Raw genomic sequence first — 25,654 nt, 5'->3', positions numbered from 1 at the left:
CGCTGTCCCTACTTCAGGCCGGATGTCTTGATCGATTCGACCATCTGGCGCTGGAAGATGAGGAACAGCGTGAGCATCGGGATCACCGCGACCACGGCGGCGGCCAGGATGTAGTTCCAGTTCGCGCCGTACTGCGTGGTGAAGGACGAGATGCCGACCTGGGTGACGGTGAGGTCCTCGCTGCTGGTCGCGACCAGGGGCCAGGCGAACTGGTTCCAGTTCGCGAGGAAGAAGAACACGGCGAGCGCGGAGAGGATCGGCCGGGACAGCGGCAGGATGACGTTCCAGTAGACGCGCCAGTAGCCGCAGCCGTCGACGATCGCCGCCTCCTCCAGCTCCTTCGGGATGCCGAGGTAGAACTGGCGGAGCAGGAAGATGCCGAAGGCGTTGAAGATGAGCGGGATGATCAGGCCGGCGTAGCTGTCGAGCATGCCGAGCTGGCGCACGATGATGAACAGCGGGATGAGGACCACGGGCGCGGTGATGAGCAGCGTCGAGAAGATGACGGCGAAGATCGAGTCGCGTCCCGGGAACTTCAGTCGGGCCAGCGCGTAGGCGGCCATGGAGTGGAAGAACAGGGCCGCGACGGTGATGACGGCGGCCATGACGAAGCTGTTCAGCAGCCAGCGGCCGAAGGGGACTTCGGTGAAGACGTAGCGGAAGTTGTCCCAGGTGAAGTCGTTCGGGAGCAGCTTGCCGTCGGTGACGGTGGCGCGTGTCTTGAAGGACGAGGAGATCGCCCAGAGGATCGGGAAGAGGCTGATCAGGGACAGCGCGATCCCGAGGACCGTGAGGCCGCCGCGCTTGCCGAACCGGATGCGTGGCGCGCCGCCGGTGGTGAGGGTGTCACTCGCCATCGTCGAACCTCCCGCCCTTCGTGAGCTTGAAGATGACCCAGGACAGCACGACCATGATCAGCACGAGGAAGGTGCCGAGCGCGGAGGCGTAGCCGTACTCGCCGAAGACGAAGGCCTGTTGGTAGATGTAGAACATGGCGACCGCCGTGCCGTTGGCGGGGCCGCCGGCGGTCAGCGAGTAGACCAGGTCGAAGGTGCCGGTGATGGCGGCGACCGTGGTCATGATGAGGACGAAGAAGCTGGTCGGCCGGAGCAGCGGCCAGGTGATCCGCCGGAAGGACGTCCAGGGGCTCGCGCCGTCGATCTTGGCGGCCTCGTAGTACTCCTTGGGGATCTCGTTGAGCCCCGCGAGGAAAATGATCATGTAGTAGCCCATCATGTACCAGACCGTCACGAGGATGACGGAGTACAGCGCGAGGCTCGGGTCGCCGAGCCATGACTGCGGGCTGATTCCGAAGGCGCCCACGATCTTGTTGGCGACGCCGGTCTGGTCGTCGAACATGAACTTCCACAGCAGGCCGGCGACGACGAGGCTGAGCATGTAGGGCATGAACAGGGCGGTGCGGTAGACGGCCATGCCGGGCAGCCTCTGCTTCATGAGGACGCCGAGCCCGAGGCTGACCACGAAGAGCACCGGCACCATGATGACGACGTACTTGGCGGTGACCCACATCGACGACCAGAAGTACGGGTCGTTGAACATCCGCTCGTAGTTGCCGAGCCCGATCCATTCGTACGAGCCGAAGCCCGACACCTGGAAGAAGCTCAGGACGATCGAGAAGAACATCGGGAGGATCACGAAGACGGACAGGCCGAGCCCGTCGGGCAGCAGGAAGAGTCCGGCGGCGACCCACTCCCGGTGCTTGCGGCCGAGCCTGCGGCGGGCCGGCTGCTCCGCGGCGACGGGTGGCGCCGCGGGCCGCTGCCGTTCGGTAGCGATGCTGCTCATATCAGGCTCGCCCCCTGGTAGCTCTTCATGTACGCCTCGATGGTCTGCGCGGCCCTGTCGGCCTCGGAGGCGACACCCTTGCCGCCGAGCATGGTGGCCTGGATGGCGTCCGAGACCGCCTTGTAGACGACCGGCGGATAGCGCGGTTCGGGCCTGCCGCCGGGGAAGATCTCGTCCTTGAACTTCTTCATCGCCCAGGAGTCGTAACCGCCCTTGGCTGTGGCGGCCTCGAGCGCGGAGGCGCGCGGCGACACGTCGGACTTGACGCCGGTGCACCAGGAGACGGTGCGGTCGACGGACCGCTTGTTCATGCGGCCCAGCGCCCAGCCGCAGAACTCGGCGGCGGCGTCCGGGTCGCTGGACTGGGTACTGGCGCAGAAGGACCAGCCGCCGACGGTGGTGGAGTAGCGGCCTCCGGGCGGAGTGGGCAGCTTGAAGACGCCGTACTCCAGTTCCGGGGCGCCCACCTTGAAGGTGTTCACCATCCAGATGCCGCTCTGCCACATGCCGGCCTGGCCCGCCTTGAAGGCGCTGAGCTGGTCGCCCGCCGCGGGTTTGGTGCGCGGCGCGATGCCGTGCCGGATCGCGTCCTGCCACAGGGCCAGGCCCTGGCGCGCGGCCTTGGAGTCGAACGTGACGTTGCCGTCCTTGTCGAGGACGTCGCCGCCGCCCTGCCACATCCAGCAGTACCAGGTGAAGTTCTGGTAGTAGCCGGGGTCGGTCTCGAAGACGAGTCCAGCGCCGCCGCCCTTGGCGCGCAGCTTGTCGCCCGCGTCGAGGAGGCCGTCCCAGGTGGTGGGGATGTCGGCCTCGGACAGTCCGGCCTTCTCCCAGTTGCGGACGTTGTAGAAGATCGCCAGGGGCTCGACCTCCATCGGCAGGGCGTACACCTTGCCGTCGACGACCCGGCTGGCGAGCGACGTCCCGTAGTCCTTGATGGCCGCCTTGTCCATGTGCGGGGTGAGGTCGGCGAGGATGCCGCCGTTCTGGTAGCGCAGGAAGTCGCCGGGGCTCAGCAGGAAGATGTCGGGGCCCGTGCCGGAGGCGAAGGCGGTGACCATCTTCGAGCCCTGGTAGCTGGTGCCGGGCACGAAGTACGGCTCGATCTTCACGTCGTGCGTGGCGTTCCAGTCGCGGATCACGTCGTCGAACCACTTGGCCTGCCCGCGCATCGCGGGGTCCGACGAGGCCGAGTCGTAGAAGTGCCAGAACTTCAGGGTCCGGCCCGCGGCCCGCGCGGGGCCGCCGCAGCCGCTGAGCAGCGGTGCGGTCGCGCCGGCCGCCGCGAGGCCCGCGGCGCCGCCGAGGAAGCGGCGCCGGGACGGCGTCACGGCGCCTTTGCCGTGCTGGAGCATGGTGTGCTCCCGTCTCTCTGTGGGTGTGGGAACGTGCCTGCCTGCGCGTGGGGGGGGCGGGTGCCGGAGGGGCGGCTACATGTGCGTGTCGACCTCGAGGTCGATGAGGTCGGGGGTGGCCGGGAGGCCGGAACCGGCGGGGCGGTCCAGGTAGAAGAGGGACGTCGACGCGATGTCGTCGTGGTTGGCGCGGTAGCGGTGCGGGAGGCCGTTGCCGTGGCCGCGCCCGATGCCCAGGCACTGCACCGTGACCCGCAGGTCCTCGTGGAAGCGGACGGGATCGAGGACGTGCCAGCGGTACATCCCGAACCGCTGCTGACTGTCGTACAGGCCGTCCGGCTTCAGGATCTGGTTCAGTCCGAGGTACGGGGTGGTGAACGCGGTGTAGCCCTGGCCGGGGACGTCGAAGTTCCAGGCGCCGCCGAAGTAGTCCTCGGTGCCGGTGCCGCAGATGGTGGGCCACTCCTCGTCGCCGTCGAGGAAGAACTTCAGCTCGCCCTCGCCCCACCAGCCGGGGCTGTTGACGGCCCAGGCGAGGTACGTGCCGACGTACTGGCCCGTGCCCTCGACACCTTCGAGGAGGGTGTGGTCGGTACCGGCGGTGACCGGGTTGCTGCGCCGCCAGTGGGCGTGGAAGTAGGCGGCGTCGTCGGCGACTTCGCCCAGCTCGTAGTCGATCTGGTAGTAGAGCGTGAGCTGTTCGGGGGCCAGGTTCTCCAGGGTGATCCGGGCCTTGCGGCGGAACGGCATCGGCCAGTACGCGTTGAGCCCGCCGTTCGGGTTGGCGGCCACCGGGATGGAGCTGACCTGGCTGAACACGTTCCAGCCGTTGCAGAAGAAGTCGCCGAGCGGGACCTCGGCGGCCGGGGTGTCCTCGCCCTCCCAGAAGAAGCGCAGCAGGGTCTGGCGCCAGGCCGTGTGCGGGGCCGTGGTGCACCAGATGTGGGTGATCGTGCCGGGCCCGTCGATGTCGGCGAGGACGACGGTCTCGCCCGCGGCGATGTCGATGCTCGGCGAGATCTTCCAGCCGCGGCCGAGCCGGCTCGCGGCGGCCGCACCGGTTCCCTCGGTGGCCATGCCCCCCGCACCCTTGGCGCCCGTGAAGTTCTCCGCGCTGATCGAGCGGCTGACCGCGTTCGTGGTGCGGGCGAGGCCCGTCAGTCCGGGGGCGATGCTCATCGAAGCTCCATGGTGTGAAATCGATTTCGCATGACGTCGACGGACGTTCTCGCCGCCAATGTCTGGAATGCCGAGCTGGAGAATCCGCAGCCGATGCCGGTTGCGGCGGAACGTCTTGAAATCCGTTTCACGGGAACGTAGGTTTCCCGCCAGACGCTGTCAAGAGTTCGCGTGGGAACGGGAGTTGTCGGGGCGCACAATGACGGCACCACCGGGCACGACCGGATCGCGGGGCGAACTCCCCCGCCTGGACGAGGGGTTGAGTGAGGGGTCTGTGGCGACGATCTACGACGTGGCGCGCGAGGCCGGGGTCTCCCCCGCCACCGTGTCACGGGTCTTCAACGGCGGCCGTGTCACCGCCGAGCGCGCCGCGACCGTGCGCGCCGCGGCGGCCGTCCTCGGCTTCGCGCCCAACCGGGTGGCCCGTTCGCTGCGGATGCAGCGCGCCTCCGTCATCGGCCTGATCATCCCGGACATCGGCAACCCGTTCTTCACCGCGCTCGCCCGCGGCGTCGAGGACGCGGCGCAGGAGACGAACCTGTCGGTGGTGCTGTGCAACACGGACGAGGACGTCGACAAGGAGCACCGCTACCTGGAGGTGGCCGCCGCCGAGCAGATGGCGGGGGTGATCGTCGCCGCCGCGTCGCGACACCGCACCGACCTCTCCGCACTCGCCGGCCGGGGCACGCCCGTGGTCGCCGTCGACCGCCGCCCTCGCGGCGCGTCCGTCGATGCCGTGATGATGGACAACCGGCATGGCGGCGAGGAGGCCACCGAGCATCTGCTGGCCCGCGGCTACCGGCGGATCGCCTGCATCGCGGGACCCGAGGGCGCCTCCACGTCGGACGAGCGGCTGGCCGGGTACCGGGCGGTGCTGCGCGACCACCGGGCCGAGACCGGCGAGGACGACTGCCCACGGGACGCGTATGTCGTGCACGGCGACTTCCGGGTGGACGGCGGGCGCGCCGCGATGGAGCGGTTGCTCGCGCTGCCGGAGCCGCCGGACGCCGTGTTCGTGGCGAACAACCTGATGACGGTGGGCGCGCTCGCGGCCCTGCGCGAGGCCGGGCTGGAACCGCCGGGCGTCGGGCTGCTCTCGTTCGGCGACGTTCCGTGGCCGGAACTGGTCACGCCGTCGCTCAGCTCGGTGCAACTCCCGTCGTACGAGCTGGGTTTCGCGGCGGCCCAACTGTTGCAGGAACGCATCGCGGGGACCGCGAAACCGCTCCAGACGGTGGTGCTGCGGACCTCGCTCCAGGTCAGGGAGTCGACGAGCGGCCCCGCCCAGGCCTGACACACGTACACCGGAAGCCCGAGGAGAGGACCCCGCATGACGCGCATCGTCCGTTTCGCCGACGCCACCGGGACCGTCGCGACAGGTGTCGCCGACGCGAGCGGCGCCGTCCGCCGCTTCGACGGCTCACCCCGTGTCGCCGATCTGCTGCGCCTGCCGGTGGAGCGGCTGCGGGAGCTGGTGGAGTCGACCGCGGCGCGCGGGCGGCCCGACGCCGACGAGGCCGACGTGCTGCCGCTGCCGCCGCTCGACGGACTGATGGAGCTGTGGGCGGCGGGTGTCACCTACGAGCGCTCCCGCGAGGCCCGTGTCGAGGAGAGCACCGAGCAGTCGGTGTACGAGCGGATCTACGACGCGGAGCGGCCCGAGCTGTTCCTCAAGGCCCTCCCCTGGCGCCTGGTCACGGACGGCGAGCCGATCGCGGTGCGCGACGACTCGGAGCTGAACGTCCCCGAGCCGGAGCTGGGCGTGGTGCTCAACGCGGAGGCTCACACGGTCGGTTACGTGATCGTGGACGACGTCAGCTCGCGTTCCATCGAGGGCGAGAACCCGCTGTACCTGCCGCAGGCCAAGATCTACGCCGGGAGCGCGGCGGTGTCGTCGGGGATCGTGCCGGTGTGGGAGGTCGAGGAGCCGCGGGCGCTGAAGATCTCGATGACCGTGTGGCGGGACAGCGCGGCGGCGTTCCGGGGAGCGATCTCGACGGCGGCCTTCCACCGCTCGCCGGAGGAGCTGGCGGAGTATCTGTGGCGGTGTCAGCCGTTCCCCGACGGCGCGGTCCTGTCGACCGGTACGGGCATCGTGCCGGACATGGACTTCACCCTGCGCTCGGGTGACCTGGTGGAGACGTCGGTCGACGGGGTGGGCGTGCTGACGAACCGGGTGTGCGTCGGCACGCGCGCGCTGGACTGGCTGGTGGACGCGGTGGACCGGCCGCTGGCGCGCCGCGCCGTGCGCCGCACGGGCTGACCCGTCCGGCGGCCGGCGGGGTGCGCCCCGTCGGCCGCCGACGGTCTCCGGCGTCAGTGGGAGTCGCGGGGCACGGCGTCGCCGCGGCAGCCGCGGAGGAAGTCGAAGTCGGCGCCGCGGTCGGCGCCTTCGACGTGCTGCGTGTACAGCCACGCGTAGCCGCTGGTGTGTTGTGGGGCCGGTGCCTTCCAGTCGGCGCGGCGCCGCGCCAGCTCGTCCTCGTCGACCTCCAGGCGCAGGGAGCGTTCGGGGACGTCGAGGGTGATGGTGTCCCCGTCCCGTACGAGCGCGAGCGGGCCGCCGACCGCGGCCTCCGGGGCGACGTGGAGGACGACGGTGCCGTACCCGGTGCCGCTCATCCGGCCGTCGCAGATCCGCACCATGTCGGTGACACCGGCCTTCAGGAGCTTGGTGGGCAGCGGCACGTTCGACACCTCGGGCATGCCGGGGTACCCCTTGGGTCCCGCTCCGCGGATGACGAGGACGGTGTGCTCGTCGACGTCCAGGTCCGGGTCGTCGCACACCGCGTGGTACGCCTCCGGGGAGTCGAAGACGCGGGCGGTGCCGGTGTGGGTGAGCAGGTGCGGCGAGGCGGCGGACTGCTTGATGACGGCGCCGTCGGGGCACAGGTTGCCGCGCAGCACGGCGGTGCCCGTCCCGGCGGGCTGGAAGGGGTCGAGGACGCCGGTGATGACCTCGTCGCCGATGCGTTCCGCGTCGGCGACGTTCTCGGCGATGCTGCGTCCGGTGACGGTGAGCTGTTCGCCGTGCAGCAGCCCGGCCCTGACCAGTTCGTGGTGGACAGCGGGGAGCCCGCCCGCGTAGCAGAAGTCCTCCATGAGATAGCGGCCGGACGGCATCAGGTTCAGCAACGTCGGGATGTCGCGGGCGAGTCGGTCGAAGTCCTCGGTGTCGAGGCGGACGCCGACGCGGCCCGCGAGCGCGGTGAGGTGGATGATGGCGTTGGTGGAGCCGCCGATCGCGGCGTTGGTGCGGATGGCGTTCTCGAAGGCCTCGCGGGTGAGGATGCGGGAGGGCCGCAGGTCCTCCTCCACCATGTCGACGATGCGCCGGCCCGCCGCCTGCCCGGTCTCGTAGCGGCGCATGTCGACGGCGGGCCAGGTGGCGGAGCCCGGCAGTTGCATGCCGAGGGTCTCCGCCATGCAGGCCATGGTGGAGGCGGTGCCCATCGTCATGCAGTGGCCGTTCGAGCGGGCCATGCAGCCCTCGGCGAAGAAGCACTCCTCCTCGGTCATCCGGCCGGCCTTGACCTCGGCCTCCATCTGCCACACGGCCGTGCCGGAGCCGACGTCGCGGCCCTGGAACTTGCCGTTGAGCATGGGTCCGCCGGTCACCATCACGGCGGGCAGGTCGACGCTGGCCGCGCCCATCAGCATGGCCGGTGTCGTCTTGTCGCAGCCCGACAGGAGCACCACGCCGTCCAGCGGGTTGGCGCGGATCAGCTCCTCGACCTCCATGGCCATGAGGTTGCGGTAGAGCATGGCGGTGGGCCGCATCAGGGTCTCGCCGGTCGCCATGGTGGGGAACTCGAGCGGGAAGCCGCCCGCCTGCCACACCCCGCGCTTGACCGCCTCGGCGACGCGGGTCAAGTGGGCGTTGCAGGGGGCGAGTTCGGACGCGGACACGGCGATCCCGATCACGGGCCGCCCGTCGAACACCTCGGGCCCGAAGCCCTGGTTGCGCATCCACGACCGGTACAGCATGCCACCACGCCCGGCGGCGCCGAACCACGCCTGGCTGCGCCGGGCCACGTGACCATCCGTCATGAAATCCACTCCTGTACGTACGTCGGGTTCAGCCGAAGAGGTCGGAGAGCTGCTGGCGCACCGTCAGGACGGACAGCACGCCGAAGAGCACCACGGCCCACACCAGCGCGGCCACCCGGTAGCCGCGCACCTTGAGGGGTTCGGGCAGCGCCGTGCGGTTCATGACCAGGAGCAGGATCGCGTACACGAACATCATCACGCCCGACACACAGGCCGAGATGACGAGCAGCACGAGCGGCTGGTCGAGGCCGGAGAGCAGGACGATCGCGCCGATGGCGACGACGGCCCACACCAGGCGCGCGTACATCCGCGACTCGCTGGTCCTGCTGCCGCGCAGATAGGTCGACTTGAGGACGTCGGCCGCCATCCTGCTGGTGTAGTCGATGATGCCGGTGGCGGCGCTGAACAGGGAGAACGCGCCGACCAGCCAGAAGAAGACACCGAACCAGTCCCCCACGCGGTCCTGGAGGACCTGTCCCTCCTTCTGGAGGAACCCGACGTTGTTCTCGAGGCCGCCGGTCCCGAACAGCGTCGAGTGCGCGAGCAGCGACGACAGGACGATGGTCACGACGGTGACGAGGACGAAGGTGAGGGCCTGTTCGGCGTTGGCGAAGCGCCACCAGCGGCGCCAGCGGGACAGATTGGTCTCGTTGAGCTCGAAGACGTAGCCGACGACGGGGCCCGCTGCCTCCTCCTTGCCGGTGACGGGACTGACGAGGCGGGGCACGTAGTGGCCCATGCCGAAGCCCTTGTCGCGGATCCAGTTGCTCTGCACGAGGTTCTGGCCGCCGCCCGCGCCCGCGTAGGCGAGGGCGCCCATGAGGACGGCGACGCCGAGTTCGGAGGGGAACGTGGCATCGGTGACGGCCTTGGGCAGGTCGCCCACGGTGGTGGCGGTGACCGCGAGGATCAGGGCGAGGAGGAAGAAGCCGCCGATGACGAGGATCTTGACGCCGAGCAGCTTCTCCAGGGCGTTGTAGACGACGGGCGCGAGCGTGAGGATCAGGCCGATGAGGACGAGCAGCCCGATGCCGATGTACGCGGGTTCGCCGCCGAAGACGTAGCTGAGCATGGTGGCCGAGCTGGTGGCCCAGCCGGGCCAGAGGTTGGCCGCGTAGGTGAAGACGACCATGACGAGGCCCCAGTGCCGCCAGTAGCGGTTGAAGCCGGTGACGGCGGTCTCGCCGGTGGCGAGGGTGTACCGCTCGATCTCCATGTTGAGGAACCACTGGGTGACGACACCCATCACGGCTCCCCACAGGAAGACCAGGCCTGCCTGGGTGGCGATGTAGGGCCAGAGGATGAACTCGCCGGACGAGACACCGACGCCCGCGGCCACGATGCCGGGGCCGATGATGCGCCAGGTCCGCGCGGGCGGCGCGGGCAGTTCACGGACGGCGGGTGGCGGCAGGAGCTTGGTGCGCAGCGGGAAGGGGGCGGGCGGCGGGGCGCTTCCGGACATTCCGGTGTCGGTCATCTGGGGCGTCTCCGGGGGCCGTTGGGGCGGATGTGGAGAGCTTGCGATGCCCCGCAATCATCGGATGATTCGGCGGGCCCGTCCAGTGGGTGCGCACGAGAACGCCCCGGGCGTGGTGGCCCGGGGCGTTCGTGGGGGTCAGACTCCGGCGCTCTCGTTCGCCGGTACGGCCTCCGGTTTCGCGCCGCGGCGCGGTGCCCAGCCGGCCAGCCAGGGCAGCACGAGGGCGAGCACGCCGAGCGCGGCCCACGCCCCGCCGACGGCCCAGGCGGCGCCGGCCGAGAGGAGGACGGGCACGAAGGTGACGGTGGCCGTCTCCACGGGCGCGACGGGGATGTAGGCGACGCCGAACTCCTCGAGGGTGCCGCTCTTCAGCTTCGGGTCGACCATGCGCAGCAGGGCGATCGCGGTGGCGGCGGCGCCGGTGGTCCAGCCCCAGGTCACGAGGGCCTTCTCGAACCAGTTGCCGTCGAAGAGGCGCGGCGCGACGACCAGGAACAGGACGAGCACGAGGGCGAGCCCGGCCGCGAACATGAGGGCGAGCGGCACCCAGTAGTCGGCGACGAAGCTGGGCACGATGGAGGCGATGCCGCAGGTGATCAGGACGTCGGTGGCGGTGCCCGAGAGCGACTTGAGGGAGTCCCCGTCGACGTAGCCCCAGGCCTTGGTGCGGCCGACGGCTGCGCGCAGGATCAGGCCGAGGATGAAGGCGAGCGCGAAGACGGGGAGCATCAGCGAGGGGAACATCCCGGTGATCCACTCGGAGACGCCGTACGCGGCGGCCGCGAGCGCGGCGACGACGGCGATCTGGAAGCCGAGCGGTTCGATGGAGGCGGGCGAGGTGGTGGCGCGCCCGGTGGGGTGGCGCTCCTCGTCCTTGCGCACGAGGCCGGTGCGCAGGTCCTCGGGGAGCGTCTCGAAGCGGCCGACGCTGCTGGTGTGGCCGCGCCGCGCGCCCCAGTTGCACAGGATGATGCCGCCGACGACGCCGACGAGCATGCCGACGGTGGCGGAGGTGAAGCCGAGGGAGCTCGCACCCTCCCAGCCGCCCGCCTCGAAGGCGGTGCCGAGGGCGGCGGCGGTGCCGAAGCCGCCGGCCCAGCCGGCGAAGAGCAGCGCGCCGAACGCGTCGGGGACGTCCCACAGGGGCCCGAGCAGGACGAGGCCGAGCACGATACCGAGGCCGACCTGGAGGGCGTACGCGGCGACCCCGTACGAGCCGAAGGAGCCCGCGGCCTTGCCGAAGCCCTTGAGGCCGAGTCCTTCGGTGAGGGCGAGGCAGGCGAAGACGACGACGATGAGCACGGACGCGTAGGTGCCGAGCTGGTCGGAGAACGGCAGCAGGCCCGCCCCTTCGGGGCCGAGGGCGAGACCGAGGAAGCCGGCCATGACGCTGGAGGGCAGCATCAGCCGCTGGAACAGCCGGACGTGGGCGCGCAGCAGCGTGCCGACGAGCAGCAGCGCGGCTATCAGGCCGGCGTCGCTCAGCAGCGACCAGGGTGTGTACGACACAGAGACTCCGGGGTGGGGCAGGCACCTCTGTCAGTGCGGACGTGCGGGGTGATCCGGAGTTTTCTATCAGCAAAGAAACGGTAAAGGGAAACCCAGGTTCCGGTTTCCCCGCGGGGACGGGACACGGGGGCCGGAATGAAGCGCGGACGCGCGCGAGTTGTGATCGTCTAGTCGTGAGCGCCCCACACCCACTCACCGGAGGGATCGGAGACACATGAGCACCGCCCTGAAGGACAAGGTCGGCCGGTACGGAATCTGGAACGTCGGGCTGCGGTCCGAGGATCCGGACCAGCGGGCCGAGATCACCGACGCCGCCGCCGAACTGGAGCAACTCGGTTACGGCACCGTCTGGTTGGGCGGCAGCAGCGCGCCCGTGAACGCGGTGCCGATCCTGGAGGGCACCTCGACGCTCACGGTCGCCACCAGCATCCAGAGCATCTGGCAGCACGACGCGGCGTCGAGCGCGGAGGGCTTCGCGGAGCTGGAGAAGGCCCACCCGGGGCGCTTCCAGCTCGGTCTCGGCGTCAGCCACGCCAAGCTGGCCGAGCAGTACCGGCGGCCGTACTCGGCGCTGGTCGAGTACCTCGACGCGCTGGACGCCGCCGGGGTGCCGGCCGAGCGGCGGCTGCTCGCGGCGCTCGGCCCGAAGACGCTGAAGCTGTCGGCGGAGCGGGCGGCGGGCGCCATCCCGTATCTGGTCACGCCCGAGCACACGGCGCAGGCCCGCGAGATCCTCGGCGAAGAACCGCTGCTCGCACCGGAGTTGAAGGTGGTTCCGGAGACCGATCCGGAGCGCGCGAGGACGCTGGCCCGCGAGGTGCTGGCCATGTACCTCGCGCTGCCGAACTACACCAACAGCTGGCTGCGGCTCGGCTTCACCGAGGACGACTTCGCCTCGGGCGGCAGCGACCGGCTCGTCGACGCCCTGTACGCGTGGGGCGACGAGGAGGCCATCCGCGCGAAGATCGGCGCGTTCTTCGAGGCGGGCGCCGACCACGTCGCGCTCCAGGTCGTGGACGGCACGCCGCCGGACGGCCTGCCGCGCGAGGGCTGGCGGAAGGTCGCCGCGCTGCTGCCCTGAGCCGGGGTCACTGCTTGCCTGAGCCCACCGGGTCCACCGTCACCTTGGACTCGGTGGAGTCGCTGACCGGCAGGTTGAGGGAGACCGGCAGGGTCGTGGAGTGCGTCTCGTTCGGTGGCGTGACGACGATGCTGACGATGTCCAGGCCCGAGCCGCCGGTGTCGTTGCGCGGGGTGTGCAGCGTGAACCGGGTCTCCTCGCCGCGCCCCAGGGCGACGGTCGGCGCCGGGCGGTCGCTGCGCAGCGCGCTGATGCCGCCCGGACCGTCGTCCGCCTTGAGGTCGACGCCCGGGAAGCCCTTGAGCGAGCAGGCGTCGCCGGTGTTCTTCATGACGACCATGAGGTCGCCCTCGCCCATGCCGTGGGACGTGCTGAACGCGAGGTTCGCCGTCTTGCAGGGGCCGGTGTCGACCCGACCACCGCTGCTGCCGGTGTCACTGGAGGCCGTGGCGGTGGCCGTGGCCGTGGCGGTGGGCGACGCGGACGCCTCCGGGGACGAGGCGGAGGAGCCCGAGCCGTCGCTGCCCGCGGCGGAGTCCTCGGTGCCCTGGCAGGCCGTGAGCGAGAGCCCCGCGACGAGTGCCAGGGCGGCGATGGTGGTCTTCTGAGCACGCATGGTCGTGGTTCCTCCGTGGTCGGTGGTGCCTGTCCGCCCGGTGGGGTCGGGCGTCACTGTTGGTGAGGACCCCGACCGACGGGTGAACCGTTCCTCACGACCGCCCACTCGTACATGGCTGTGACAAAGGTCCGTCACATCACCGCGTTGATGGCCATCACCCCGCCCAGCCCGAGCACCGCGAGGACGGTCGTGTACGTGGTGCGGGCCTTGATGGCGTCCAGGACCGACAGGTTGAAGTACTCCTTGAACATCCAGAAGCCCGGGTCGTTCACGTGGGAGAAGGCGATCGAACCGCAGGACACCGCGAGGACCATCAGCTCGGGCGACGTGCCGCTGCCCGCCACCATCGGCGCCACGATGCCCGCCGCGGTGGAGACCGCGACGGTGGCCGAGCCGAGCGCGATGCGCAGGATCGCGGCGATCAGCCAGGCGAGCAGCAGCGGGGAGATCGACCAGTGCTCGGTGGTCTGCTTGATGTAGTCCGAGACGCCGCCCTCGACGAGGACGTTCTTGTACGCGCCGCCCGCCGCGATCACCAGCATGATCATGGCCATGGACTTGGCGGCGTCGCCGCAGGAGGTGGCGAGGTCCTTCAGGGAGCGGCCGATGCGCGGGCCGAAGACGTACATGGCGAGCAGCAGGGTGAGCAGCAGCGCGAACTCGGGAGAGCCGACGAACTTGACGACACCCATGCCCGGGGCGTGGTCGTCGAGGGACATCTCGGCGATGGCGGCGCCCGCGATGAGGACGACCGGGAGCAGCGCGACCGCGAGGGACCATCCGAGCCCCGGCATCTCGTCCTCGTCGAAGACCCGCTCGGTGACAAGGCCGGTCGGGATCGACGGGTCCATCCTGCGGACGAACGGCAGCCGCGGCCAGACCAGGGCGATGAGGGCGCCGGCCGGGACGGCGATGAACAGGCCGATGAAGAGCGTCTGGCCGACGGAGGCGTCGAACATCTCGGCGACGGCGGTGGGCCCGGGGTGCGGCGGCAGGAAGCTGTGCATCGTGGAGAGCGCGATGGACATCGGGAGGCCGACCCACAGCAGGTTCTGCCGGGTGACGCGGACCAGGGTGAAGGCCACCGGCACGATGATGACGAAGGCGACCTCGTAGAACATGGTGACGCCGATGAGCATGGCGGTGACGACCATCGCCACCTGCACCCAGCGGTCGCCGAACGCCTTGGTCAGCTTGGTGGCGATGCGCTGGGCGGCGCCCGCGTCACCCATCACGCGGCCGACCATGGCCCCGAGGCCGATCACCGGCAGGGTGCCGGAGAGTTGGTCACCGATACCGGCCTCCAGGACATCGGAGATCTCCGGCAGGCTGATGCCCTGGACCATCGCGACGACGACCGCGACGAGGAGCAGGGCGACGAAGCCGTTCAGCTTCACCTTGGTCATCAGGAACAGCAGCGCCACAACACTGAGCGCAACGACGAGCATGGGCATGATCACTTCTCCTTCGAAGTGACGGAGGTGCACGTTCGGTTGTCAGGGCATGCGAGAGCTCGGTGCGGCGTCGTACGAGCGGGACACGACGCCGCAGCGGCGGTGGGGAAAGGAGGGTCAGCGCACCAGTGCCGGGCGCTTGGCGTCGAAGGTCCAGCCGGGGATCAGGTACTGCATGCCCGCGGCGTCGTCCCGGCCGCCGAGGCCGAGGGAGAGATAGCGCTGGTGGGCGGCCTCGACCTGGTCGAGGTCCAACTCGACGCCAAGGCCCGGACGTTCGGGGAGGGCGATGGCGCCGCCCTCGATGGGCAGCGGCTCGCGGGTGAGGCGCTGGCCGTCCTGCCAGATCCAGTGGGTGTCGATGGCGGTGATGTCACCGGGCGCGGCGGCCGCGACGTGGGTGAACATCGCGAGCGACACGTCGAAGTGGTTGTTGGAGTGCGAGCCCCAGGTCAGGCCCCAGGCGTCGCAGAGCTGGGCGACGCGCACCGAACCGTTCATGGTCCAGAAGTGCGGGTCGGCGAGCGGGATGTCGACGGCGTCGGACTTGATGGCATGGCCCATCTGCCGCCAGTCCGTGGCGATCATGTTGGTGGCGGTCCTGAGTCCTGTGGCGCGGCGGAACTCGGCCATCACCTCGCGGCCCGAGTAGCCGGCCTCGGCGCCGCAGGGGTCCTCGGCGTAGGCGAGCACGTCGCGCAGCGAGTGCCCGATCTCGACGGCGTCCTTGAGCAGCCAACCGCCGTTGGGGTCGAGGGTGATGCGGGCCTCGGGGAAGCGCTCGGCGAGCGCGGTGACGGCCTCGGCCTCGGCGCGCCCGTCGAGGACACCGCCCTTGAGCTTGAAGTCCTGGAAGCCGTACCGCTCCTGGGCCGCCTCGGCGAGCGCCACGACCGCCTCGGGGGTGAGCGCCTCCTCGTTGCGCAGCCGCTCCCAGGCGTCCTTGGCGTCGGACTCGTCGCGGTACGGGAGGTCGGTGCGGCGGCGGTCGCCGACGTAGAAGAGGTAGCCGAGCACGGGGACGGAGGTGCGCTGCACGCCCTCGCCGAGCAGGGCGGCGACCGGCACGTTCAGGTACTGGCCGAGCAGGTCGAGCAAGGCGGCCTCGACGGCGGTGACGGCGTGCACGGTGACGCGCAGGTCGAAGGTCTGGGCGCCGCGGCCGCCGGCGTCCCGGTCGCCGAAGCGCTCGCGTATCGCACGCAGCACGGCCTGCGGGTCGCCGACGGGGCGGCCGACGACGAGGTCGGTGGCGTCCTCCAGGGTGGCTCGGATGGGCTCGCCGCCGGGGACCTCGCCGACGCCGGTGCGGCCGTCGGAGTCGGTGACGATGACCAGATTGCGGGTGAAGTACGGGGCGTGGGCACCGCTCAGGTTCAGCAGCATGCTGTCCTCGCCCGCGACGGGGACGACACGCATGGAGGCGACGACGGGGGTGTGAGTGGGAGGAACGGCCTGGGTGCTCATGGACGGTGGGGCCTTTCGCGTGCGGCTCGCGGGCCGGTGACCGGCGCCTACGGGAGGGGGCTGAGGGGGTTCGGGCCTGTCAGCTGTCGATGCCCTTGATGAGGGTGGTGAGCTCGTCCAGCTCGTCCGCTTCGAGGTCGGTCAGCGGCGGTCTGACCGGTCCCGCGGGGTGTCCGGTGGCGGTGAGGCCCGCCTTGACGATGCTGACCGCGTAGCCGTTCTTCCGGTTGCGGATCTCGGTGTACGGAAGGACGAACGCGTCGAGCTTGCGCAGGACGTCCGCGCGGCGGCGGGCCCGGACGTCCGCGTAGAAGGAGAGGGCGAACTCGGGGACGAAGTTGAAGATCGCCGAGGAGTAGGTGGTGACGCCGAGTTCGAGGTACGGCAGGGCGAAGGTCTCGGCGGTCGGCAGCCCGCCGATGTAGGTGAGGCGGTCGCCGACCTTGGTGTAGAGGCGGGTCATGGCGTCGATGTCGCCGATGCCGTCCTTGAAACCGATCAGGTTCGGGCAGGACTCCGCGAGCCGGGCCACGGTGTCGGCGCGGTACACGGCGTTGGCGCGGCTGTAGACGATGACGCCGAGGTCCGTCGCGGCGCAGACGGCCTCGACATGGGCGGCCAGACCGTCCTGCGGGGCCTCGGTGAGGTAGGGCGGGAAGAGCAGGATGCCGTCGGCGCCCGCGCGCTCGGCGGACCGCGCCATCTCGACGGCGGTGGCGGTGCCGTGGCCGACCGGGGCGAGGATCGGGGTGCCCTCGGGGGCGGCGGCCACCGCGGCGGTGACCACCCGCTCGACCTCGGCGGTGGTCAGCGAGAAGAACTCGCCGGTGCCGCCGGCCGCGAAGAGCCCGGCCACCTCGTACGCGCCGAGCCGGCCGACGTGCTCGCGGTAGGCCTCCTCGTCGAAGGCGTACGGCTCGGCGTGGTCCGCGGCCCTGAAGTGGGTCACGGGGAAGGACAGCAGGCCGGAGCCGAGTCGTCGGCCGAGGTCGGCAGGCGTGTAGGCGCTCATAGAGGTGGTACTCCCGAACTGAGGTGTGCGACAGACGTACCGGAGGCGGGCCGACTCCCGTATGGCCCGCGTCACTGGTCTGGCGAGACGCTATGAGCTGCCGCTGATGCACGTCCAACACCGATTTCGCATCTTGCGATGCCCGTTCGGAATCATTCGCTCCGGCCCGAGCGGGGCGCCGACCCAGGTCACGAGCGAAACGTTTGCGTTTCGATGACGGGAGGGCGTACCTTTAGCGGTACGAAACCGTTTCGGTTCGCTTGTTCGCGCACCTCGGCGCGCGGACCCGCGGACCACCGTCAGGCAAGGAATCCATGGGGCTTCCCGAACCCCTCACCCGCACGAAGCGCCGCACCCGCCTCACTCCCGAGCGGGAGCGCGAGCTCTTCAGCCGCACCCTCGACCTGGTGCGCGACGTCGGCTACGAGACGATGACGCTCGACGCCGTCGCCGCGCACTCGCGGTGCAGCAAGGCGACGCTCTACCGGCAGTGGGGCAGCAAACCGCGGCTCGTGTCCGTGGCGCTGCGCGAGATGCGGCCGTTCTCCCTGGAGGACCTCGACACCGGGTCCCTGCGGGGCGATCTGCACGCCCTCGCGCGTCGGGTCGGCGAGGCCCACAAGGACATCGACCTGGTGCGCGGCATCTCGCTGGCCATCCGCAAGGACGCGGAGCTCGCGGAGGCGGTGCACGAGGCGCTCGTCCAGCCCGAGCTCGACCTGTTCGAGGCGATGCTCGCGCGGGCCGCGGCGCGCGGCGAGATCGACCGGTCCGAGCCCGCCTGCGACTTCCTTCCGCACATGTTCGTCGGCTCCGTCTTCTCCCGTCCGCTCCTCGAGCGGCGGGCGGCCGACACCGCATACCTCCAGCGCTACGTGGACACCGTCGTCCTCCCCCTGCTGCTGGCCGCCTGACCGCCACCGGCCCCTCCCGGCCTCCGGCTCCCGACAGACCTCGAAGGACCACGCAATGCCCACCCCGCTCGACGCGCGCGAGCGTCCGGCCGCGGACCCGTCCGCACAGCCGCCGGGCGCCCCGGCCGCGCACCACGTGCCCCACCGCTGGTGGGTGCTGGCCGTCATCGGCCTCGCCCAGCTGATGGTGGTGCTCGACGCCACCATCGTGAACATCGCCCTGCCGTCCGCCCAGGCGGACCTCGGCTTCTCCGACGACGGCCGCCAGTGGGTCGTCACCGCGTACTCGCTCGCCTTCGGCAGCCTGCTGCTGCTCGGCGGCAAGCTGTCCGACCTGTTCGGGCGCAAGGCGACGCTGCTCATCGGCCTGATCGGCTTCGCGGGCTCCTCCGCGCTCGCCGGCGCGGCCACAGGATTCTCCATGCTCGTCGCCGGACGCGCCCTCCAGGGCGTCTTCGGCGCGGTTCTCGCGCCGACCGCGATGGCGCTGCTCACGACGACGTTCACCGAGCCCAAGGAACGCGCCCGCGCGTTCGGCATCTTCGGCGCCATCGCCGGTTCCGGCGGTGCCATCGGCATGCTGCTCGGCGGCTTCCTCACCGAGCACCTCGACTGGCGCTGGACGCTCTACGTCAACCTGGTCATCGCCGCGTTCGCGGTCGTCGGCGCCCTCGTCTTCGTCCGCAAGCCGGCCGCCGGGCCGCGCCCGAAGCTCGACCTGCTCGGCACCCTGCTGGTCGCCGCCGGACTCTTCAGCATCGTCTTCGGCTTCTCCAACGCCGAGACGCACAGCTGGGGCAACTGGATGTGCTGGGTGTTCCTGGCCGCGGGCGTCGTCCTGCTCGGCCTGTTCATCGCCTGGCAGACCCGTGCCAAGCACCCGCTGCTGCCGCTGCGCGTCCTCGCGGACCGCAACCGCGCCGCGTCGTACGTCAGCGTCTTCATCACCGGCGCCGGCATGTTCGGGATCTTCCTGTTCCTGACGTACTACCTCCAGACGATCCTCGGCAAGAGCCCGATGGAGACGGGTGTCGCGTTCCTGCCGATGATCCTGTCGCTGATGGTGACGGCGCAGATCGCCACCATGGCGCTGGTCCCGAAGCTCGGCCCGAAGCCGGTCGTGCCGGTCGGCATGGGTCTCACCGCGGGCGGTCTGGTCTGGCTGACCGCGCTCGACGTGACCAGCAGCTACGCCTCGCACGTGCTGCCGCCGCTGATCATGATCGGTGTCGGTATCGGTCTCGTGATGCCGCCCGCGATGAGCCTCGCCACGCTGGGCGTGGACCCGAAGGACCAGGGTGTCGCCGCGGCGACCGTCAACACGATGCAGCAGGTCGGTGGCTCCATCGGCACCGCCCTGTTCAGCACCATGGCCGCGACGGCCGCGTCGAACTACATCGCCGACCACGGTGTCTCGAAGGCCAGCCAGGCCGAGGCGGCCGTGCACAGCTACGCGACCGCGTACTGGTGGGCCGCCGGGTTCTTCGTCGCCGGTCTCGTGGTGTCGCTCCTGCTGTACCGCGCCGGCCGTCCGCTGGCCCAGGCGCAGCAGAAGGTCGAGTCGGCGTCCGAGGCCGCCGAGCCGGCCGAGGCCGTGGCCGCCGCCGCGCCGGTCACCCCCGTGACCCTGGCCGCCACCGCTCCGGCGGTGGAGGGCCCCGGCGTGCACGGCCGCGTGCTCAGCGGGGACAACACGCCGCTGGTCGGCGCCGTCGTCACCCTGATCGACCGCGGCGGCGCCCAGATCGGCCGCGGCACCGCGGCGGCGGACGGCAGCTACGCGGTGTCGGCTCCTTCGGCCGTCGGCGAGGGCTACGTCCTCGTGGGCGCGGCCCCCGGCCGTGACCCGCGGGTCGCCACGCTGGCGCTGCGCGCGGACGGACCGGTCTCCTTCGACCTCGTCCTCAGCGGCGACGGCGGCCTGTTCGGCACCGTCACCGGCGAGTCCGACCGGGCGCCGGTCGTGGGCGCGCTCGTCGTCACCACCGACGAGCGCGGCGAGACGGTCGGCTCCGCGCTGACCGACACCGACGGCGGCTACTCGCTGCCGCAGCTGCCGCCGGGCGCGTACACGTTCACGGCCAGCGCGGAGGGCTTCCAGCCGTACGCGGCGCAGGCGCAGGTCGCGGGCGGCGGCGCCACCCGGCAGGACGCCGTGCTGCGTTCGGCGGCGACGGTGACCGGCACGGTGCGGGGCAGCGACGGCTCCCCCGTGAACGACGCCCGCGTCACCCTGATCGACCAGGCGGGGAACGTGGTCGCGGTGCACACCACCGGGGCCGACGGCGCGTACGCGTTCGCCGGTCTGGCCGGTGCCTCGTACACGGTGATCGCGAGCGGCTACCCGCCGGCGTCGAAGGCGGTCACGGTGGCGGGCGGCGGCGCCCCGGGCGAGCTGGACGTCGCGCTGAGCCACGGCGACTGACCCGCCGAGGACGCACACCGCCGAGGGCGGGACGGAGCCTTCCGTCCCGCCCTCGGCGTTCCGCTATCCGCACCGCGTGCCGTCGCGCGGCACCCGGCCCGCCAGGAGGTACCCGTCGATGGCCCGGGCGGCGCACTCCTCCTGCGGGTACGACCCGTGTCCCTCGGCCCGCACACCGAGCAGCACGCCCACGCCTGCGCCCAGTTCGCGCGCCATGCGGCGGCCTCCCACGTACGGGGTGGTGGGATCGCCGGTGTTGGCGACGACGAGGACGGGGGCGGCGCCCGCGGCCCGCACGTCGGGGGTGGCGGCCTCGCCGTCGTACGGCCAGTCGTAACAGAGGTACACGCTGTCGCCCCATGCCTTCCCGAAGACGGTCGAGGCGTCCGCGAGGCGCCGCTCCAGCGCCGCGGCCCGCTCGTAGCCGGGGCGCAGGTCGGAGTCGGCGCAGGTGATGGCGACGAGCGCCGACGTGCCGTTGTCGGCGGACGCGGATGCGCTCTCGGCGCGGGCGCCCGGCTCGCGGTCGTAGGCCTTGCGCATCAGCCGGGTGCCGTCGCCCCGCTCGACGGCGTCGGTGAGCGCCCCGGCCAGGGGCTTCCAACCGGCCGTGCCGCTGTCGAGGAAGTTGGAGATGGCATGGGCGGCGTCGCCCTGGTCGCGGAACTTCTTGCGCAGCCCCTCGACCGCCCTCGGGTCGGGTTCGCGTGCCACAGGGCAGTGCCGGTACTCGCGCACACACCACCGCGAGAACCTCTCGTACGCCCGCTGCACGGCCTTGACCTGTTCGATGTCACCCTCGACGCGGTCGACGGTCGGATCGACGGGGGCTTCGAGGACGGTCCGCCCGACATGTCTCGGGAACAAGTGGGCGTACACCCCGCCGAGCTGTGTCCCGTACGAGACACCGAAGTAGTGCAGCTTCTCGTCGCCCAGCAGGTACCGCAGGAGGTCGAGGTCGCGGGCGGTCCGTGAGGTCCCGACGAACGGCAGCACCTTCCCCGACCTCTTCGCACACTCCCCGCTCCCCTCGTACGCCTTCTCGCCGCAGGTGACGGGGATCGTACGGCCGACACCCCGCGGGTCGAAGCTCACCAGGTCGTACCGCTCGCCCAACGAGGCGTACTGCCCGGCGTACTTGGGCAGCCCGTCGACACCGGACACACCGGGTCCGCCGAAGTTCAGTACGAGCGAGCCGATGCGGTCGCGCTCCGGTCCTGTGGCCCGCTTGCGGATGAGGGCGACGTCGATGGCGTCCTGCTCCGGCTTGCGGTGGTCCAACGGGGCCTTCATCACGGCGCATTCGTACCCCTCGCCCGCGTCGGCGCACGCCCGCCAGCGGAGCCGCTGGCCCCGGGTGAACTCCGCGGGCAGTCCCTTCGGCGGGTTCGACGCCTTCACGTCGTGCCGGGGCACGTCCCCGCCGTTCCTGTGCACGACGTCGCAGCCGACGCCGCCGACCATCAGCACGACGGCGACCAGCAGCCGCCAGATCCCCCGACCCACGTTCCCCACCCCACGACATCCGTGTCCCATACACGTCGTTGAGGCGAACCTACACCGCCCGGTGGCCAAGGGCGTCGATCACCCGGTGCGTGAAGTCCGCCGCCGCGGGCGGCAGTTCGCGGCCCGCCCGGCACTGGACCTGGAGGGTGCGCTGGCGGAACTCCTTCTCCTCCAGGGGGATGGCGACCAGGGCGCGGCGGTCGGACGGGCCGAGGGTGACCCGGCTGGCGAGCGTCACCGCGCCGCTGGCGCGCACGAAGCGGAGCAGCGCGTCGACCGTGGTGCACTCGAAGACGCCCTCCACCGTGAGCTGGTGCGCGGCCGCCGACGCCTCGAGGAGGAGGCGGCTCGTGGTGTCGGTCGACGGCAGGGCCACCGGGTGCTGAACGAGATCCCGGACCGAGACGGTCGGCCGGTCCGCCAGCGCGTGGCCGCGGCGGACGATCGCGCACAGCGGGGCCTCCTGCGTGTAGCGGATCGACACACCGGCGGGCAGCGCGATGTTGAAGGTGACGCCGAGGTCGGCGATGCCCTCGGCGACCATCTGCGTCGCCTCCGTGGGCCGCACCACGTTCAGGATGACGCGGGCCTCCGGGTGCGCGGCGTGGAACCCGGCCGCGACGTCGGGCAGCAGATGGTGGGTGACACCGATGGTGGCGGCGACGGTGATGACCGCGCGGGTCGTCCGCCGCTGCTGCACCTCCTCCGTGATGGCCTCCGCGTCCTGGATGGCCCGCCGCGCGAACCCCGCGAAGGCCCGCCCGGCCGGTGTCGCCACGACCCCGCTGGACTGCCGCTCGAAGAGGGGCGCCCCCACTTCCCTTTCCAGGCGTGCGAGTTGACGGCTCACGGCGGAGGCCGCGACGAAGAGGCGCCGGGCCGCCGCGTTCACCGAACCCGTCTCGAAGACGGCGACGAAGTACCGCAGGGCCGGGTCGATCAGTGGCATCGGATGGCTCTCCCGCCCCGCCGTCTCCATGGCTCCCGGCGTTGCCGCAGCGGCAACGCACGCGTTCCCATATTGTCACCGAAGGACCGGTCGCCGCCCCTTGTTGGCGCTTTCCGTGCGGTGTCACCGTCGTGCCCCATGAGCAGACAGGACGCGATCGACAGCGCCGCACACCACTTCGACTCCGGGGCCTTCCGCGAGGAACTCGCCCGCCTCGTCGCGGTCCCCACCGAGAGCCACGACCCGGACCGGGAGCCCGTACTGCGTACGTACCTGGCCGAGGAGATCGCTCCCCGGCTCGGCCGCATCGGGTTCGAGGTCGAGATCGCGGACAACCCGGTCTCCGCCCGCCACCCCTTCCTGGTGGCCCGCCGCACCGAGGCGGAGGGCCTGCCCACCCTCCTCACGTACGGGCACGCCGACGTGCAGCCCGGTCACCCCGACCGCTGGCGCGCGGGCCTCGACCCGTGGCGGCTCACCGTGGAGGGCTCACGCTGGTACGGGCGGGGTGTCGCCGACAACAAGGGGCAGCACCTGGTCAACCTCGTCGCCCTCGAGCAGGTCGTCGAGGAGCGGCGGGGGCGCCTCGGGTACAACGTCGTGCTGCTCCTGGAGACCGGCGAGGAGGTCGGCTCCCCCGGCCTCGCCGAGTTCTGCGAGCAGCAACGCGACGGACTCCTCGCCGCCGACCTGCTGATCGGCTCCGACGGGCCGCGCGTCGCCCAGGACCGTCCGACGGTCTTCCTCGGCTCGCGCGGCGCCGTGAACTTCACCCTCGGCGTCCGGCTGCGCGAGGGTTCCCACCACTCGGGCAACTGGGGCGGCCTGCTGCGCAACCCCGGCACCGTGCTGGCCAACGCCATCGCCTGCCTCGTCGACGAGCGCGGCGCCATCCGCGTCGACGGGCTGCGCCCCGCGGGCATCCCCGACGAGGTGCGCCGCGCCCTTGCCGACATCCCCGCGGGCACCGACGGGCCGACGCCCGACCCCGGGTGGGGCGAGCCGGGCCTCACCCCGAACGAGCGCCTGTTCGCCTGGAACACCATCGAGGTGCTGGCGATGACCACGGGTCAGCCGGACGCGCCGACGAACGCCATCCCAGGGTCCGCGCGCGCCCACTGCCAGCTCCGCTTCGTCGTCGGCCTGGAGTCGTCGGAGGTGGAGCGTGCGCTGCGCAAGCACCTGGACGAGCACGGCTTCGACATGGTCGAGGTCACCGCCGACTACGGCATGGAGGCGTCCCGGCTCGACCCCGGCAATCCGTGGGTGCGGTGGACGCTCGACTCCCTGGAGCGCACCAGCGGCACGTCGCCCGCCCTGCTGCCCAACCTGGCGGGTTCGCTGCCGAACGCCGCGTTCTCGCGCGGCCTCGGCCTGCCCACCGTGTGGGTCCCGCACTCCTACCCCGGCTGCTCCCAGCACGCGCCGGACGAGCATCTGCCCGCCGGTCTCGTACGGGATTCGCTGCGGGTGATGGCGGGCCTGTTCTGGGACCTCGCCGAGCTGGGCGCCTGGCCGCCGGCGGACGGGAACGCGCCATGAGCGCGCCGACCACCGGTACGACACCGAAGAAGGACGCGCCGAGCCCCGGCCGGATCATCACGGCTGCGTGTGTCGGCAACGCCCTGGAGTGGTACGACATCGCGGTCTACAGCTACTTCGCGACGTACCTGTCGAAGGTCTTCTTCGCCGACGACGACCCGGCCCTCTCGCTGTTCCTCACCCTGGGCACGTTCGGTGTCTCGTTCCTGATCCGCCCGGTGGGCGCGCTCGTCCTCGGCTCGTACGCCGACCGCGCGGGCCGCAAGGCGGCGCTGACCTGGTCGATCGGGCTGATGGCGGTCGGCACGCTGATGATCTGCGTGATGCCGTCGTACGCGGCGATCGGCGCCGTGGCCCCGGTCGGCATCCTCGTCGCCCGGCTCGTCCAGGGCTTCGCGGCGGGCGGCGAGTTCGGCAGCGCGACCGCCCTCATGGTGGAGCACATGCCGAACCGGCGCGGGTTCGCGGCGAGTTGGCAGTTCACCAGCCAGGCCGCGAGCACGCTGCTCGCCGCGCTCCTCGGCACGGTGCTGACGTCGACGCTGAGCGAGGAGCAGCTCGGCTCGTGGGGTTTCAGGATCCCGTTCGCCGTCGGCCTGCTCGTGGCGCCGGTGGGTCTCTACATCCGGCGGAACGTCCCCGAGCCGCCGGCCACCCGGGACACCGAGCCCGCCCACGCGCCGGTCCGCACGCTGCTGCGCGAGCACAAGGCGGGCGTGCTGCTCACCATCGGGCTGCTCGCGGTCACGACGTGCCTCAACTACCTGATCACGTACATCCCGACGTACGCGACGAAGACGCTGGGCCTGCCCGACTCCACGGGGTTCGTCGCCGCGCTCGCCGGTGGCCTGGTGCTGCTCGCGGTGACGAGTGTGGCGGGGCACTTCTCCGACCGGGTCGGGCAGATCGCCCTCATGGTCCCGGCGGCGGGCGCGGTGCTGCTGCTGATCTACCCGATGTTCGCGCTGCTGGTGTCCGCGCCCTCGCTCGCCCTGCTCATCGGCGTCGTGATGGTGATGGCGCTCTGCAAGGCCTGCTATTACGGTCCCATGGGCGCGCTGATGGCCGGGATCTTCCCCACCGGGACCCGGGCGACGGGCATGGCGGTGGGCTACAACATCGGTGTCACCGTCTTCGGCGGATTCACCCCGATGATCGCGGCCTGGCTGCTCGATGCCACCGGGCAGCAGGCGGCTCCCGCCTACTGGGTGGCGCTCGCCGCCGTCGCGAGCCTGAGCAGCCTCTTCGTGCTGCGCCGCCGCGCCACACGCCCCCGATGATCCGCGCCCGACCCGCCCTTTCACGC

General features: G+C 71.2%; 20 protein-coding genes. 7 read left to right on the top strand and 13 right to left on the bottom strand.

The window, feature by feature from the left end:
* Positions 1-8: 8 nt before the first annotated feature.
* The 4 genes from ACTWJ8_RS37270 to ACTWJ8_RS37255 form a co-directional block, all read right to left on the bottom strand.
* Positions 9-857, bottom strand: a complete 849-nt coding sequence (locus ACTWJ8_RS37270; RefSeq protein WP_356372649.1) for a carbohydrate ABC transporter permease — start codon at positions 855-857, stop codon at positions 9-11.
* Positions 847-1,806, bottom strand: a complete 960-nt coding sequence (locus tag ACTWJ8_RS37265) for a carbohydrate ABC transporter permease (protein WP_356372651.1) — start codon at positions 1,804-1,806, stop codon at positions 847-849. The genes ACTWJ8_RS37270 and ACTWJ8_RS37265 overlap by 11 nt, the downstream gene beginning before the upstream one ends.
* Entirely contained in the window at positions 1,803-3,161 is a 1,359-nt protein-coding gene (locus tag ACTWJ8_RS37260) for an ABC transporter substrate-binding protein (RefSeq protein WP_443261893.1), read from the bottom strand. The genes ACTWJ8_RS37265 and ACTWJ8_RS37260 overlap by 4 nt, the downstream gene beginning before the upstream one ends.
* Before the next feature lie 75 nt (positions 3,162-3,236).
* Positions 3,237-4,340: a glycoside hydrolase family 172 protein gene (locus tag ACTWJ8_RS37255; RefSeq protein WP_443261892.1), complete on the bottom strand. Its 1,104-nt coding sequence runs from the start codon at positions 4,338-4,340 to the stop codon at positions 3,237-3,239.
* Positions 4,341-4,614: 274 nt separating this feature from the next.
* Here ACTWJ8_RS37255 and ACTWJ8_RS37250 point away from each other — a divergent pair, with 274 nt between their 5' ends.
* Entirely contained in the window at positions 4,615-5,634 is a 1,020-nt protein-coding gene (locus ACTWJ8_RS37250) for a LacI family DNA-binding transcriptional regulator (RefSeq protein ID WP_443261891.1), read from the top strand.
* 36 nt (positions 5,635-5,670) lie between these two features.
* Complete coding sequence (locus ACTWJ8_RS37245) at positions 5,671-6,603, top strand: fumarylacetoacetate hydrolase family protein (RefSeq protein ID WP_443261889.1); 933 nt, start codon at positions 5,671-5,673, stop codon at positions 6,601-6,603.
* 53 nt (positions 6,604-6,656) lie between these two features.
* Here ACTWJ8_RS37245 and ACTWJ8_RS37240 read toward each other — a convergent pair whose 3' ends face one another.
* From ACTWJ8_RS37240 to ACTWJ8_RS37230, 3 genes are all read right to left on the bottom strand, one after another.
* A complete protein-coding gene (locus ACTWJ8_RS37240) occupies positions 6,657-8,390 on the bottom strand; it encodes an IlvD/Edd family dehydratase (protein WP_356372660.1) in 1,734 nt (577 codons plus the stop codon).
* Positions 8,391-8,418: 28 nt separating this feature from the next.
* Positions 8,419-9,867, bottom strand: a complete 1,449-nt coding sequence (locus ACTWJ8_RS37235) for an Nramp family divalent metal transporter (protein ID WP_443261888.1) — start codon at positions 9,865-9,867, stop codon at positions 8,419-8,421.
* 138 nt (positions 9,868-10,005) lie between these two features.
* Positions 10,006-11,379, bottom strand: coding sequence for a sodium/glutamate symporter (locus ACTWJ8_RS37230; RefSeq protein WP_356372664.1), 1,374 nt, complete (start codon positions 11,377-11,379; stop codon positions 10,006-10,008).
* Between the two features lie 214 nt (positions 11,380-11,593).
* Here ACTWJ8_RS37230 and ACTWJ8_RS37225 point away from each other — a divergent pair, with 214 nt between their 5' ends.
* Positions 11,594-12,460 (top strand): LLM class F420-dependent oxidoreductase, encoded by an 867-nt coding sequence (locus tag ACTWJ8_RS37225; protein ID WP_356372666.1) that lies wholly within the window; start codon positions 11,594-11,596, stop codon positions 12,458-12,460.
* A gap of 7 nt (positions 12,461-12,467) precedes the next feature.
* Here the strand turns inward: ACTWJ8_RS37225 and ACTWJ8_RS37220 are convergent, their stop codons facing one another.
* The 4 genes from ACTWJ8_RS37220 to kdgD all read right to left on the bottom strand — a co-directional run bounded on the left by ACTWJ8_RS37220 (position 12,468) and on the right by kdgD (position 17,012).
* Positions 12,468-13,076, bottom strand: coding sequence for a DUF4232 domain-containing protein (locus ACTWJ8_RS37220; protein WP_443261887.1), 609 nt, complete (start codon positions 13,074-13,076; stop codon positions 12,468-12,470).
* Positions 13,077-13,210: 134 nt separating this feature from the next.
* The gene (locus ACTWJ8_RS37215) at positions 13,211-14,533 is read right to left on the bottom strand and encodes a gluconate:H+ symporter (protein ID WP_356372670.1); all 1,323 of its coding nucleotides are present in this window, start codon (positions 14,531-14,533) and stop codon (positions 13,211-13,213) included.
* A gap of 117 nt (positions 14,534-14,650) precedes the next feature.
* Positions 14,651-16,000, bottom strand: a complete 1,350-nt coding sequence (gene gudD, locus ACTWJ8_RS37210; protein WP_443261886.1) for a glucarate dehydratase — start codon at positions 15,998-16,000, stop codon at positions 14,651-14,653.
* 79 nt (positions 16,001-16,079) lie between these two features.
* Positions 16,080-17,012, bottom strand: coding sequence for a 5-dehydro-4-deoxyglucarate dehydratase (gene kdgD, locus ACTWJ8_RS37205; protein ID WP_443261884.1), 933 nt, complete (start codon positions 17,010-17,012; stop codon positions 16,080-16,082).
* A 314-nt stretch (positions 17,013-17,326) separates the two neighbouring features.
* Between kdgD and ACTWJ8_RS37200 the strand changes: the two genes are divergently transcribed.
* Together ACTWJ8_RS37200 and ACTWJ8_RS37195 are read left to right on the top strand one after the other, a co-directional pair.
* Positions 17,327-17,926 (top strand): TetR/AcrR family transcriptional regulator, encoded by a 600-nt coding sequence (locus tag ACTWJ8_RS37200; protein ID WP_356372676.1) that lies wholly within the window; start codon positions 17,327-17,329, stop codon positions 17,924-17,926.
* Positions 17,927-17,981: 55 nt separating this feature from the next.
* A complete protein-coding gene (locus ACTWJ8_RS37195; protein ID WP_443261883.1) occupies positions 17,982-20,351 on the top strand; it encodes an MFS transporter in 2,370 nt (789 codons plus the stop codon).
* Positions 20,352-20,414: 63 nt separating this feature from the next.
* Here ACTWJ8_RS37195 and ACTWJ8_RS37190 read toward each other — a convergent pair whose 3' ends face one another.
* Both ACTWJ8_RS37190 and ACTWJ8_RS37185 read right to left on the bottom strand, forming a co-directional pair.
* Positions 20,415-21,857: an alpha/beta hydrolase gene (locus ACTWJ8_RS37190; RefSeq protein WP_443261881.1), complete on the bottom strand. Its 1,443-nt coding sequence runs from the start codon at positions 21,855-21,857 to the stop codon at positions 20,415-20,417.
* A 49-nt stretch (positions 21,858-21,906) separates the two neighbouring features.
* Positions 21,907-22,806 carry a LysR family transcriptional regulator gene (locus tag ACTWJ8_RS37185; protein WP_443261880.1) on the bottom strand — a complete coding sequence of 300 codons (900 nt, stop codon included), beginning with the start codon at positions 22,804-22,806 and terminating at the stop codon, positions 21,907-21,909.
* Between the two features lie 138 nt (positions 22,807-22,944).
* On the opposite strand from ACTWJ8_RS37185, the gene ACTWJ8_RS37180 reads away from it, so the two are divergent.
* Together ACTWJ8_RS37180 and ACTWJ8_RS37175 are read left to right on the top strand one after the other, a co-directional pair.
* Complete coding sequence (locus tag ACTWJ8_RS37180) at positions 22,945-24,348, top strand: M20 family metallopeptidase (protein WP_443261878.1); 1,404 nt, start codon at positions 22,945-22,947, stop codon at positions 24,346-24,348.
* Positions 24,345-25,628 carry an MFS transporter gene (locus tag ACTWJ8_RS37175; protein ID WP_443261877.1) on the top strand — a complete coding sequence of 428 codons (1,284 nt, stop codon included), beginning with the start codon at positions 24,345-24,347 and terminating at the stop codon, positions 25,626-25,628. Before ACTWJ8_RS37180 ends, ACTWJ8_RS37175 begins: the two co-directional genes overlap by 4 nt.
* Positions 25,629-25,654 lie beyond the last annotated feature (26 nt).

It is taken from the genome of Streptomyces sp. SDT5-1 (genome assembly GCF_052245995.1).
Taxonomy (GTDB): Bacteria; Actinomycetota; Actinomycetes; order Streptomycetales; family Streptomycetaceae; genus Streptomyces.
This window is presented reverse-complemented; position numbering and strand designations above follow the sequence as displayed.